Below are 12,104 nucleotides of genomic sequence, written 5' to 3' on the forward strand. Positions count from 1 at the left end.
GAGGGGTTTGTACGGTGATGGAACAGCGCACGGTCGGGCGCAGCGGACTGCGGGTCTCGCGGCTGGGTTTGGCCACCCACACCTGGGGGCGGGAGACCGATCCCGACGACGCGGCGGCGCAGCTGTTCGCGTTCATGGAGGCCGGCGGCACACTCGTCGACACCAGCCCGTCCTATGCCGATGGTGCCGCGCAACGCATTCTGGGGGAATCGCTGCGCGAACTCGGGCGTGAGGAGCTGGTGCTGTCGGGCAGTGCCGGGCGCACACCGGTTCTCGGTGATCCGGCCGCGCCCGCTCCCGCGCCGACGCGATGGGCGGTGGACGCGTCGCGGCGCACCATGATGCGCCAACTCGATCACACGCTGTCGCTGTTGGGTACCGATCACCTCGATATCTGGACCGTCGATGCCTGGGATCCGCACACTCCCCTCGAGGAGATCGCGGCCACGCTCGAATACGCGGTGCGGACCGGGCGGGTGCGCTACGCCGGGGCGCGCGGCTATGACGCCTGGCAGTTGGCGACCCTGGCCGCGGGCGCGCCGCTGACCACCGCGTACTCGCCGTACTCGCTGCTCGCGCGTGGCGCCGAACACGAATTCGTGCCCGCCGCACAGCATCACGGCATCGGTGTGATCGCCACCGCGCCGCTGGCCGGGGGGATTCTCACCGGCAAATACCGGGACGGGGTGCCCGCCGATTCGCGTGGCGCCGATGAGGCGACCGCCGCCGAGATCGTCGCCAGCCTCGACGACCGGGCGGTGCGGGTCGTCGACGCCATCGTCACCGCCGCCGACGGGCTCGGTGTCTCACCGCTGGCGGTGGCCCTGGCGTGGATTCGTGATCAGCCCGGAGTGGCGAGCATGATCGTCGGGGCCCGCGATATCGGGCAGCTCACCGGCGTGCTGGCCGCCGAAACCCTCGAATTGCCGCGCGCTATCGCGGCCGCTCTCGGAGATGTGAGCGCACGCACAGAATGAGCCAGGCTAGCCTTACCTGCATGAGGAGTCTCGTGCGTGCCCGAACGGTAACCGCCCGGCGCATGCTGCTCATGCTCGCCGGTATCACCCTGGTCGTGGGTCTGACCGCCTGCGCCGGTACCGATCCGGGCGGCACCGGACCGCACGGGCCGTCCACGGCCACCGTGGACGATCTCGACCCGGTGCCGATCGGACCCGCACCGACCTCGGTGTTGCCGGCGACGGTGCGTTCCTTCGACGGCAGCGAGGTCACCGTCACCGACGTCGGCCGCATTGTCGCCGCCGACCGTTACGGCACCCTCGCCCAAACGGTCGTCGCTCTCGGACTGGGCGCGAATCTGGTGGGCCGCTCCAACTCCGCTGCCTTCCCGGCCGTGCAGGAGCTGCCCACCGTCAGTGGTGGCGCGGGCACCTTGAGCGTGGAAGCCGTTGCGGCACTGCAGCCCTCGGTTTTCCTCACCGATACCACCGCCGCCACCCCCGTCATTCGCGACCAGTTGAACGCTCTCGGTATCACCGTCGTCTACTTCGATCCGCAGCGCACCATGGACACCGTCGCCGCGCAGATCGACGCCGTCGCCGCCGCCCTGGGGGTGCCCGACGCGGGTGCCGCGCTCGCGCAGCGCACCCGCGCCGAGATCGACGCCGCCACCGCGGCTGTCCCGCGGCAGGACGCACCGCCGCGCATCGCGTTCCTCTACCTGCGCTCCACCGCCATCACCATGATCGCGGGCCCGGGTTCCGGTGCGGATTCGCTGATCACCGCCATCGGCGGTATCGACGCGGGCACCGCGTCGGGGATCAGCGAGGAGTTCCTGCCGATCACCAGCGAAGCGATGATCGCGGCCGCCCCCGATGTGCTGCTGGTCATGAGTGAGGGCCTGTCCTCGGTCGGTGGCGTCGACGGGGTCGAGAAGATTCCCGGTATCGCGCAAACCCCGGCCGGCCGCCACGAGCGCGTCGTCGATATGGCCGACACTCTGCTGCTGTCGTTCGGCCCCAATACCGGTCGCGTCCTCGCCGCCCTCACCCAGGCCGTATACGGCATCGACCACGCATGAGTGACCCGGTCGACGCGAAGCGCACCATGCCGCATGAGATTTCGGCGGCCACGGTCGATCCGGGGCCCGTGCGGGGCAGTCGGCGATGGTCGCGGACCGCGCTGATCTTCACCGGCGCGGTGCTGGCGATGGTGGCCCTGGCGGTCTTCTCGGCGGCGGTCGGGCAGGTGCCGACCACACCGGCGGAGGTGGCGGGCAGTGTCTTGCACCGCCTCGGACTCGACTGGGGGTCGATGCCCGCCCACCCGGCCGGATATCTGACCCTGTGGGAGGTGCGGTTCCCGCGGGTGGTGATGGCCGCGCTGGTCGGGGCGGCCCTCGCCACCGCGGGTGCGTTGTTGCAGGGTGTGTTCGCCAACCCCCTCGCCGAACCCGGGGTTATCGGGGTGTCGGCCGGTGCCGCGGTCGGTGCGGGCGCGGTCATCGTCTTCGGTGGGGCGTTCGCCGCGGTGTGGTCGGTGGCGGCGGGCGCGTTCGTCGCCGGACTGGCGACCACGCTGCTGGTGTACGTGTTGGCGCGCTCGAACGGGCGCACCGAGGTGGTGACGCTGGTGCTCACCGGTGTGGCCATCAACGCCTTCGCGGGCGGGCTGCTGTCGTTCCTGCTGTTCACCGCGTCCCCGGCGGCGCGCGATCAGATCGTGTTCTGGCAGTTGGGCAGTCTCAACGGCGCCACCTGGCAGGCGGTCGCGGTGGTCGCGCCGCTGACCCTGACCGGGGTGGCGGCCGCGATCTGGATGGCGCCGCGGCTGGATCTGCTCGCCCTCGGTGAATCCGCCGCCCGGCACCTGGGTGTGGACGTGGAACGGTTGCGGCGCAATGTGATCGTCGTGGTCGCCGTGCTGGCCACCGCGGGGGTGGCGTTCACCGGCATCATCTTGTTCGTCGGACTGATCGTCCCGCACCTGGTGCGCATGCTCGTCGGGCCCGCGCACCGCGTCCTGATTCCGCTCTCGGCGGTGGTGGGGGCGATCGTGCTGCTCGCCGCCGATATCGGTGCCCGTTCCATCGTGCACAATGCCGACCTGCCGTTGGGGATGCTGACCTCGCTCGTCGGTGGGCCGTTCTTCTTCTGGCTGTTGCGCCGCACCCGTGCCAGTGCGGGAGGGTGGGCGTGAAACGCGGTCTCGCCACGGTCTTCCAACGCGCCCACCCGGTGCCCGAGGCCCCCGAACCGGGCAGTGTGACCCTGCGCGCCCGCGCCGTGGTCGTCGAACGCGGTGGCGGCCGCCGGGTCCTCGACGGTATCGATTTCGAGGTGCGGGCCGGACAGATCGTCGCCCTCGTCGGCCCCAACGGTGCCGGCAAGTCCACGCTGCTGGCGGCATTGACCGGGGAACTCGACCTCGTCTCGGGCACCGTCGAACTCGACGATGAACCGCTCACCGCCTGGACTCATCTCGATATGGCGCGCCGCCGTGCGGTCCTGCCGCAATCGCATGCGGTCGGATTCCCGTTCACCGCACGCGAAGTCGTCGCCATGGGTCGCGCCCCGTGGGTGCGCACCGACCGGCAACTGCGCGACGACGACCATATTGCCGCCGCCATGGCCGCCACCGACGTCACCCACCTCGCGGCCCGGCCCTTCCCCGCCCTGTCCGGTGGTGAACGCGCCCGCGTCGCGCTGGCCCGCGTGCTGGCCCAGGACACCCCCACCCTGCTGCTCGACGAACCCACCGCCGCACTCGATCTCGGCCATCAGGAACAGATCCTCGCCCTGGCCCGCGACCGCGCCGGTAAGGGTGCGGCCGTCGTGGTCGTGCTGCACGATCTCGGTATCGCCGCCGCCTACGCCGACCGGGTCGCGGTTCTCGACGCCGGTCGTATCGCCGCCGACGGCCCACCGCGTGCGGTGCTGACCACCGAACTGCTCAGCCGCGTCTACCGCCACCCCGTCGAGGTCCTCGACCATCCGGTCACGGGTGCGCAACTGGTGCTTCCGGTGCGCGGCTAGGGAGGAAGGCCAGGTCGCCGTCGTGATTTTCGGGCGCGTTCCCCCACCCACCCCACCGCGGTTGTGATGCAACTTGTGATATGGCATCAAGGCAGGTCTCGATACGAGTCGACGAACGTGTCATCGACGCCATCGAGCGGATCTCCGGTGGCAACCGGTCACAGGGCTTCGAGAAGGCGGCCCAACACTATCTACTCTTCGCCGCCGCGCAGTCGCTGACCGCCGCCGATGCGGAGTTGCTCGCCGATTTCGACGCGACGTGCGACGAGTGGCGTAGTGCGTAGGGGCGATATCTACGAGATCACCACCGTTACCGGTCGATCCATGACCGCCCTCGTGGTCTCCGATACCGATATCGCCAACCCCATCGGATACGCCTTCATCGCCCCGATCGTGCCGAGCCCACCATCGCGCCAGTACGTCACGACCCCGCTCGCCGCCGTCGACGGCCACGCGATCCTGTGGCGAATGCAGGCGGTCCCCGCCGAACACCTCAGCAAGGGTGTGCACCGCGGCGCGGCCACCGAAGCCGAACTGGGCGAGATCGATGCCATCATGAAGGCGCTACTCGGACTGCAATAGATCTCCTCACCCGACCTTCGTCTACCGCTTGTGCACGGCGGCGACCGTGTCGACCTGATCCCAGAGCACGCGCAGCACCCCGTTGATCACCCACAGCGCGAACAACACCACGCCCGCGGTCGGCGACCAGGTGAACCCCAGCAGTACGGCCCCGCCACCGAACCACAGCACTTCCAGTGCGGCCCTGGACAATCCGGTGAGCTTGTAGCGGGCGTCGCGCGCCGCGCCGAACAGTTTCCACACCACGATGAACACCGCCGTCGCGGCCACGGCCGCGAGAATCCGCACGATCGGCGGGGCGTCGAGGGAGTACCCCCACGCGGCGGCGGTGGCGAGTACCGCCAACTCCAGGACGAACATGAGCAGCAGGTTCGCGCCCTTGGCAATCGACATGTTCACCGCCACACCAGTTTGAGCACCGCGGGGGTCAGCAGCATGCGAATCACGGTGGCGTCCAGGACGAGTGCCGCGATCATGCCGTAGGCGATGTATTTCATCAGGACGAGATCGGAGAAGCCGAACGCGCCGGTCACCACGATCAGGATGGCGGCGGCGGAGGTGATCACGCCACCGGTGTGGGCGATGCCGTAGCGGATCGCCTCCTGCGGTGGTGCGCCGTCGGCGCGCGCCTCGGCCATCCGCGATTGCAGGAACACCTCGTAATCGGTGGACAGGCCGAACAGCACCGTCACGATCAACACCAGCACCGCGAACATGAGCGGGCCGGGAGTGAAGTGGAACAGGTCCGCGCCGTGGCCTTCGACGAAGATCCAGGTGAGGATGCCGAGGGTCGACCCGAGGCTCAACGCGCTCATGGCGACCGCCTTGACCGCCAGCACCAGCGACCGGAACGCCGCGTACATGAGTGCGATCGCCGCGCTGATGAGGATCAACGCCAGCAGTGGCAGACCCTCGATGAGTCCGTGGATGCTGTCGCGTTCGAGCGCGGGCACACCCGCCACCATCACCTGCGTGCCGGGTGGTTGTGGAATCGAGCGCAGTGCGGTGATCGCGGTATCGGCGTCGCGTTTGTCGGCCAACCCCGATCCCAGCACGGTGACCGCGTCCTGGGTCGGTGCGAACGGGTCGAACGGCCCGGTCATCATTCCGGCGGTGCGCTGGGTGGCCTCGTGGCGGATATCGGAGAGCTGTTGCGGATTCGCGTCCACCACAACCAGTTTCAACGGTTCGGTGCGGAAGCTGGGGAACCAGGTGTCGAAATCCTGCTGGGCCACCCGCGCCGGATTGTGTGCCGCCAGATAGCGTTCGCTGAGCCCACCGAATTCGATATTGCGGAACGGCAGGATCAGGGCCAGCAGCATCAGCACGACCGGTGTGATCACCAGCCACGGCTTGCGCATGGCGAACAGCGCCAGCCGGGAGAAGAAGCCGGCGTCGATCTGCTCGGCGGTGCGGATACTGGCCAGCCGATGCCATCCCCACAGGTCGATGCGCTCGCCGACAATGCTCAATACCGCGGGCAGCGCCGTCACCGACAGCACCGCCGCCAGCAGCACCGCGCTGATCCCGCCGAGCGGTACCGACCGCAGTACCCCGTTCGGGTAGATGAACAGCGCGCCCAGGCTCACCGCGATGATCGCCGCCGAGAACAGCACCGTGCGTCCGGCCGTGGCCACCGTGCGCGCGGTCGCCTCCTGCACGCCGCGCCCGGCGGCCAGTTCCTCCCGGAATCGGGTCACCGCGAACAGTCCGTAGTCGATGGCCAGGCCCAAACTCACCAGGGTGACGACGGCACTGGCGAAGACGTTGACCTGAATATGGTCGGTGAGCATCCGCATGATGCCCTGGGTGCCCAGAATCGTCATACCGCCGATGAGTACCGGCAGCAGGGCGCCGATGATCCCGCCGAAGACGAAGTACAGCAGGATCGCCACCAGCGGGAGCGCGATGAGTTCGGCGCGGTGGATATCCTTCTGCATCCCGGTATTGATGCCCTCGACGACCGGCTGCAGTCCGGCCAACTGCACGGTCGTGCCGCCGGGACCGGCTCCGGGGGTGCCCGCGCCGAAATCGTCCTTGATGGCCAGGTAGTTCTCGACGGTGTCGGTGCCGCCGTCGCCGCGCAATCCGATGGAGGCGAAGGCGTGGGTGCGCGACGGGTCGGCGAACTGGCCCATCATCGACCCGTCCCAATAGGAGTCGATCTTGAGGATGTGCTCGTCGTGGTCGGCGCGCAGCCGGGTCAGCTCCCCCGCCACCGCCGCCCGCAGCCCCGGATCGTCGAGGGTGGTGCCCGACGGCGCGGTGTAGATGACGATCAGATCGGAGTCGGTATCGCGGCCGAAGGTGCTGTCGGCCAGTTTCGACGCCGCCACCGATTCACTGGATTCGTCGAACCAGCCCTCCTGGGTCAGATGGTCGCCCAGGTCGCGGCCGTAGAAGCCGGACCCCAGCACCGCCAGCGCGAAGAGGGTGAACACCAGGTACCGATTGCGGTGGATCATGCGCCCCCACCGCAGGGAACCGTTGTGCAGCATCTATCCGCAGGCCGCGGTGGTGTAGTCGGCCGAGCGCAGAATGCCGCACAGATCGGTGCGCGAGATCTTCCAGCGTCCGTCGGTGTTCACGAAATGCACCACCGTGGTGCGCACATTGGTGCCGGTGCCGTCCTTGTCCAGGCTCAGCGTGGCGGTGAGGGTGCCGTCGTGATTGTCGAACACCGGATCCCGGACCCCGTACACCGCGCGCGGATTGTCTTGCAGCGCTTTGTACATATCCGGGATGGCGTCGCGGAAGGCGTCACCGTCCTCGATGAGGGCGACGCGTTCGTCGTCGGGCAGATTCGGATCCAGCGCGGACTTGATCTGGGTGTCCAGGTCGGCGGCGGTCGGAATCGACGGGCGCGCCGCGGCGCTGGTGGCCGCGGCCGCCGAGGAGGACGACAGCGCGGCGTAGGCCGAGGCGCGGGCCGAGGCCACCGAATCATCGTCGGAGCCGCCGCCGCAGGCCGCGAGGGCGGCGCCGAGGACGGCGAGGGACAGTGCGGTGGCGGCGGCCGAACGTCGAAGTGCCATCAACTTCCTCGCGTCGAACTGATGTTGCTTGCCGTTAGTCAATCATGCGCACGCGCAGCAGACCGTCCGGCATGTCACATACCGTCGATCACGGCACTCAATCGCCCCAGCAGCGCGCGCACCGGGGTGGGCTCGCGCGGTTGCGCCGCCGTGACCGGCACCGCCTGGGGTATCAGATCGCGGACCAGTGCCACGATGCTGCGTTCGTCGTCGAGGTCGATATCGGTCACGGTGGTCTGGGCGACGGCGTCGATATCGTCGGTGTCGGGGACGTCGGTCTCGAGGTCGGCGCGGTAGATCTCGAGAACCAAGGTGGAGCGAAAGGTGCGGAATGCGAAGGATCGGCCGTCTCCGGTGCGGCCGAATCCGTGCGCGTACCGACCCGCGGTCACATCCTCGACGGTGAATCCGGATGTGTGGTCTGTCACCAACCAATCTCCCTGATGCGGCCCATTGTTCACTTCCACCGTAACCTTTGCCGCCGACACCCGGCACGAAAGGCCATGTCACGTCATAGAAGTGGGTGCGTCGGTCGGGTGTGGAACTACCCACGGCGCGCCGCCCCCGAACACCCCCGCCCATCCGGGGTGGCGAGAGATCATGGTCAGATGGTCGGGAACCCATGATTGCAGCAGGCAGTGTGATTTCGGCAAGCAGTGTCATCTCGGCAGATAAAGGAGTTCGGTGCATGCGCCGTCGCGGCTGGACCCGCTCGGCCCTCGCGGCCGTGGCGGCGGTAACCCTGCTCGCGGGCTGTTCGTCCCAGGACGACGTCTCGCGCAAGCCCACCCGGGAACCGGCCACACCGGCCGCCGCGCCCACCCTCGCCGCCACCCCCGCCGGTGAGGTGAGCCCGAGTACGCCGATCTCCGCGCTGCTGGTCGAACCGCGCAGCGGGGTGCTGGCGGTGCTGAGCGCGGACGGAAAGTCGTTGCGGCTCATCGATCGTGGGGTCACCCCGGCCGCCGAGCGCACCGTGGCACTGCCCGCCGCGGCCGCCATGCTCGCTCCGGGCGAGCCCGGTGAGATCCTGCTGCCCGCCCCGCGGCGGGTGCTGCGCGTGGACGCGGCCAGCGGCACCGTCGATGAGATCGCGGTCGACGGCGACGCCCGCGCGGTGGCGCTGCGCCCCGAGGGCGGGCTCGCGGTCGGTACCGCCGACGGACGGGTCCTGACCCTGGCCGCCGACGGCACCGTCGACCGCACCGTCACCGGTCTGGTCTCGGTGGACGCGGTGGTGGCCGCCGGTGACGACCTCCTCGCCCTCGACCGCCGACAGACCATCGTCACCGAACTCGACCTGGGCGACAACCGCCCCGGGTTGACGCTGCGCACCGGTGACGGCGCGACCAATATGATCGGCGACCACTTCGGTCGCGTCCTCGTCACCGATACCGCCGGCAACGAGCTGCTGGTCTACACCGCCGATCCGCTCGTACTGCACCAGCGCTTCCCGGTAGGCTCTTCGCCCTACGCACTCGCCTACGATGAGCGGTCCGACACCGTGTGGGTGACGCTGACAGGCACCAACGAGGTCGTCGGCTATGACGTGTCGACGGGTATACCGGTAGAGGTGGGGCGTTTTCCGACGGTGCGCCAACCCGACACGGTAACCATCGACAACCGCGGCGATATGTTCGTGGGATCCGCGACCGGCGACGGTCTGCAGCGGATCGGCGCGGACCAGCGAAAGGGGCAGTGATGGCTCGGGCCTCACACTCGGCGCGCACACTCCCGGCGGGTTGGGAAGACACCAGCGACGAGTACGAATACGTGCCGCTGCGACTACCCCCCGATGTCACTCGGGTCACCGCGTCCATGCGGTTGGCCATATCGGCCGAATTCGGGGGCTGGGAATTGTCGCGCGTGCGCGCCTACACCGACGGCAGTCGCCGCGTACTGCTGCGCCGCCGCAAAACCGCGCTGTTCACCGCCGCGCCGGAGGCGGCGCTGTGACCATAGGGGCCCACCTGTACTCGCTACTGCTCAAACTGATGTTCCTGCTGCCGCCGGAACGCATCCACCACTTGGCTTTCGGTGCCATGCGGCTGGCCACCCGCTTCGCGCCCACCCGCTGGGCGACCTCGAAACTGCTCGTCGTCGACGATCCCATCCTGGCCACCACCGCCTTCGGTGTCGACTTCCCCGCACCGCTGGGTTTGGCCGCCGGATTCGACAAGAACGCCGACGGCGTGGACACCTGGGCGCCGATCGGTTTCGGCTACGCCGAGATCGGCACCGTCACCGCCCAGGCGCAGCCCGGCAATCCCGCGCCGCGACTGTTCCGCCTGTCCGCAGACCGCGCGCTCATCAACCGCATGGGCTTCAACAACCATGGTGCGGGCGCCGCGGCCGACAATCTGGCCCACCGCGCCCCCGACGGCATCCCCATCGGCGCCAATATCGGCAAAACCAAAATCGTCGAGGCCGCCGACGCCGCCGCCGATTACGCGATCAGCGCCGAACTGCTCGGCCCGCTCGCCGATTTCGTCGTCGTGAACGTCAGCTCCCCCAACACTCCGGGCCTGCGCGACCTACAGGCGGTCGAGTCACTGCGCCCGCTGCTGCAGGCGGTACTCGACAGTGTCGAGGTCCCGGTGCTGGTCAAGATCGCCCCCGACCTGTCCGACGACGATATCGACGCCGTCGCCGACCTCGCGGTGGAACTGGGCCTGGCCGGAATCGTGGCCACCAACACCACCATTCGCCGCGATGGCCTGCGCACCGACGCCGCCTCGGTCGAGGCGCTCGGCGCGGGCGGGCTGTCCGGTCCCCCGGTCGCCGACCGCTCCCTCGAGGTGCTGCGCCGCCTCTACACTCGCGTCGGCGATCGACTGGTGCTGATCTCCGTCGGCGGTATCGAAACCGCCGACCAGGCCTGGGAGCGCATCCTCGCCGGAGCGAGCCTGCTGCAGGGGTACACCGGATTCATCTACGGCGGACCGTTCTGGGCGCGCCGGATTCATCGTGGCCTGGCCGCGCGACTGCGCTCGCACGGTTACGCGAACCTGGCCGAGGCGGTCGGCGCGGGCCATTCCGCCCGCGCCTGAGCGGCGGTAGCGCTCGCGGCCGGACCCTCCGTTGCATCGGCCGCGAATTCCCGTCGCGCGCAATCACATCCAGCGTCGTCGCGAGCGGGCGCCCGACACCGCGGGCAGATGCTGGGCCGACCACCCCGACAGCGCCGGTTCCGGATGCGCGGTCGCCGTACGGGCCGCCGCGGTGTCCTCGATCCGGTCGGCCATCCGACAGGCCAGCATGAGCACGGCGTGTTCGACGAGAACGCCCACTCGCCGCGCCAGATCGGCGGCCAGCGCGTGGGTGACGTCGTCGTAGACCACCTCCGGGTCGGAGAGCAATTCGTCGAGTTCCATTCCGGCGCGGGCCTGTTCGGCGGTGAGCCGATGGTCCGGTAGCCAGCTCAATCGCCATATCGGCGGCGCGGCCCCGCGAACGCGACATGCGTATTCGGGGGTGATGTCACTGGTCATCGCCTGGTCATTTATCTCGAGTGCCACAGGTCCTCCCATCGGGCCACAGCGGGCAGAGCGGGTGTCGCCCATCCCCGCGGTGCGTGCCGACGCGAGCGGCTGCCCGCGCCGAAGCTATTGGGTTCTTCATCGGATGCCTTCCGGTTGGTATTTCACGCGCCCGGTCATGCGCGCATTCGCTTCAGCAGCACATAGATGGCGTGCTCCGCCGCAATTCCGAGCTCGCCCGCACTGACAATCACGCGCGCCTGCACCAGCAGCCAACTCAACCGCCACGCCATCTCCCACTTGTCGGCCACCCGGTGCGCGACCTCGTCGGTGAGATCACTGGTCATCTGCCAGTCCGCGACAAAGATCGTCACGATTGCCCCCGCTCCAGTTTGCGCCGATACAGCGCCTCCGCGGCGTCGGCTACCGAAATTCCCAGCCATTCGGCAATTTCTTCGGCGCGCCGATGCCCCTCCGTGCCACTGTGCGGGTCGCTGAGTATCTGGGTGAGTTCCATTGCGTCCCGGGCCTGCTCGCGGGTGAACCGCTGCTCCGGCCGCCAACTCAACTCCCACGCGGGTTCCTCGTCGCTGATACTGCGGCGAGCCCATTCGGGGGTGAGGCTGCTGGTAATGGATCGGCTGCTCTCGTAGATCATGACGGTTCTCCTTGGGGATGAGGAGTCGTCGCCACAGGTGGGAGCCGTTTTCGGTATGCCTGAATCGGTCGATCCCGATTCGGTGATCGACCGGTAGTGTCGCTGCCAAGGAATGACGCGGAATGGGCGACGAATCCGATTTATCGGAGTTGATCCGGGCAGGTGAAATCCCGCCTAGACGCCAACCGTATTTGTCTCCAGCTCTGTATCGGATTCGCTGTGCGCTGCCGTGCGGCACCGTCGGATACGTCGCTTGGGGAGAATCACTCCGAACACCAAGACCTCCCGACCCGTCCGGTGGAGGCGAGGTTATCGCCTACCCCAGCATGGCATTTGCCGCTCGGTCCGGCAATTGCCG

Annotated in this window: 16 protein-coding genes; 9 read left to right on the forward strand and 7 right to left on the reverse strand. The window is 68.6% G+C overall.

From position 1 onward, the window contains the following. The first annotated feature begins 17 nt into the window (after positions 1–17). The 6 genes from NU1_RS30330 to NU1_RS30355 all read left to right on the forward strand — a co-directional run bounded on the left by NU1_RS30330 (position 18) and on the right by NU1_RS30355 (position 4,574). Positions 18–977 carry an aldo/keto reductase gene (locus tag NU1_RS30330; protein ID WP_067526886.1) on the forward strand — a complete coding sequence of 320 codons (960 nt, stop codon included), beginning with the start codon at positions 18–20 and terminating at the stop codon, positions 975–977. A 20-nt stretch (positions 978–997) separates the two neighbouring features. Next, a complete protein-coding gene (locus NU1_RS30335; protein ID WP_067526887.1) occupies positions 998–2,038 on the forward strand; it encodes a heme/hemin ABC transporter substrate-binding protein in 1,041 nt (346 codons plus the stop codon). Then, the gene (locus NU1_RS30340; RefSeq protein ID WP_371859858.1) at positions 2,035–3,156 is read left to right on the forward strand and encodes a FecCD family ABC transporter permease; all 1,122 of its coding nucleotides are present in this window, start codon (positions 2,035–2,037) and stop codon (positions 3,154–3,156) included. The genes NU1_RS30335 and NU1_RS30340 overlap by 4 nt, the downstream gene beginning before the upstream one ends. Then, positions 3,153–3,992: a heme ABC transporter ATP-binding protein gene (locus NU1_RS30345; RefSeq protein ID WP_245720384.1), complete on the forward strand. Its 840-nt coding sequence runs from the start codon at positions 3,153–3,155 to the stop codon at positions 3,990–3,992. Before NU1_RS30340 ends, NU1_RS30345 begins: the two co-directional genes overlap by 4 nt. Positions 3,993–4,072: 80 nt before the next feature. Next, positions 4,073–4,276: a hypothetical protein gene (locus NU1_RS30350; protein ID WP_067526889.1), complete on the forward strand. Its 204-nt coding sequence runs from the start codon at positions 4,073–4,075 to the stop codon at positions 4,274–4,276. After that, the gene (locus NU1_RS30355; protein WP_067526890.1) at positions 4,269–4,574 is read left to right on the forward strand and encodes a hypothetical protein; all 306 of its coding nucleotides are present in this window, start codon (positions 4,269–4,271) and stop codon (positions 4,572–4,574) included. Before NU1_RS30350 ends, NU1_RS30355 begins: the two co-directional genes overlap by 8 nt. A gap of 21 nt (positions 4,575–4,595) precedes the next feature. On the opposite strand, the gene NU1_RS30360 is transcribed toward NU1_RS30355, so the two are convergent. From NU1_RS30360 to NU1_RS30375, 4 genes are all read right to left on the reverse strand, one after another. Next, positions 4,596–4,967, reverse strand: a complete 372-nt coding sequence (locus tag NU1_RS30360) for a YrdB family protein (protein WP_067526964.1) — start codon at positions 4,965–4,967, stop codon at positions 4,596–4,598. 2 nt (positions 4,968–4,969) lie between these two features. Beyond that, on the reverse strand, positions 4,970–7,072 hold the full coding sequence (locus tag NU1_RS30365; protein ID WP_067526891.1) for an MMPL family transporter: 2,103 nt from the start codon (positions 7,070–7,072) through the stop codon (positions 4,970–4,972). Continuing rightward, positions 7,073–7,609 carry a WKL family lipoprotein gene (locus tag NU1_RS30370; protein WP_067526892.1) on the reverse strand — a complete coding sequence of 179 codons (537 nt, stop codon included), beginning with the start codon at positions 7,607–7,609 and terminating at the stop codon, positions 7,073–7,075. Between the two features lie 74 nt (positions 7,610–7,683). Beyond that, the gene (locus NU1_RS30375; RefSeq protein ID WP_307645231.1) at positions 7,684–8,037 is read right to left on the reverse strand and encodes a hypothetical protein; all 354 of its coding nucleotides are present in this window, start codon (positions 8,035–8,037) and stop codon (positions 7,684–7,686) included. A gap of 260 nt (positions 8,038–8,297) precedes the next feature. On the opposite strand from NU1_RS30375, the gene NU1_RS30380 reads away from it, so the two are divergent. From NU1_RS30380 to NU1_RS30390, 3 genes are read left to right on the forward strand one after another with little or no spacing between them, the layout of a single operon-like run. Further along, positions 8,298–9,311 carry a YncE family protein gene (locus NU1_RS30380; protein WP_067526893.1) on the forward strand — a complete coding sequence of 338 codons (1,014 nt, stop codon included), beginning with the start codon at positions 8,298–8,300 and terminating at the stop codon, positions 9,309–9,311. Further along, entirely contained in the window at positions 9,311–9,565 is a 255-nt protein-coding gene (locus NU1_RS30385) for a DUF5703 family protein (protein WP_067526894.1), read from the forward strand. The genes NU1_RS30380 and NU1_RS30385 overlap by 1 nt, the downstream gene beginning before the upstream one ends. Positions 9,566–9,579: 14 nt before the next feature. After that, on the forward strand, positions 9,580–10,659 hold the full coding sequence (locus tag NU1_RS30390; protein ID WP_067526966.1) for a quinone-dependent dihydroorotate dehydrogenase: 1,080 nt from the start codon (positions 9,580–9,582) through the stop codon (positions 10,657–10,659). 63 nt (positions 10,660–10,722) lie between these two features. Here NU1_RS30390 and NU1_RS30395 read toward each other — a convergent pair whose 3' ends face one another. The 3 genes from NU1_RS30395 to NU1_RS30405 all read right to left on the reverse strand — a co-directional run bounded on the left by NU1_RS30395 (position 10,723) and on the right by NU1_RS30405 (position 11,746). Beyond that, complete coding sequence (locus NU1_RS30395) at positions 10,723–11,127, reverse strand: hypothetical protein (protein ID WP_174565949.1); 405 nt, start codon at positions 11,125–11,127, stop codon at positions 10,723–10,725. 137 nt (positions 11,128–11,264) lie between these two features. Continuing rightward, positions 11,265–11,462: a hypothetical protein gene (locus tag NU1_RS30400; protein ID WP_067526896.1), complete on the reverse strand. Its 198-nt coding sequence runs from the start codon at positions 11,460–11,462 to the stop codon at positions 11,265–11,267. Continuing rightward, positions 11,459–11,746 (reverse strand): hypothetical protein, encoded by a 288-nt coding sequence (locus tag NU1_RS30405; RefSeq protein WP_067526897.1) that lies wholly within the window; start codon positions 11,744–11,746, stop codon positions 11,459–11,461. Before NU1_RS30405 ends, NU1_RS30400 begins: the two co-directional genes overlap by 4 nt. Between the last annotated feature and the right edge of the window lie 358 nt (positions 11,747–12,104).

The organism is Nocardia uniformis NBRC 13702 (assembly GCF_001613345.1).
Lineage (GTDB): Bacteria > Actinomycetota > Actinomycetes > Mycobacteriales > Mycobacteriaceae > Nocardia > Nocardia uniformis.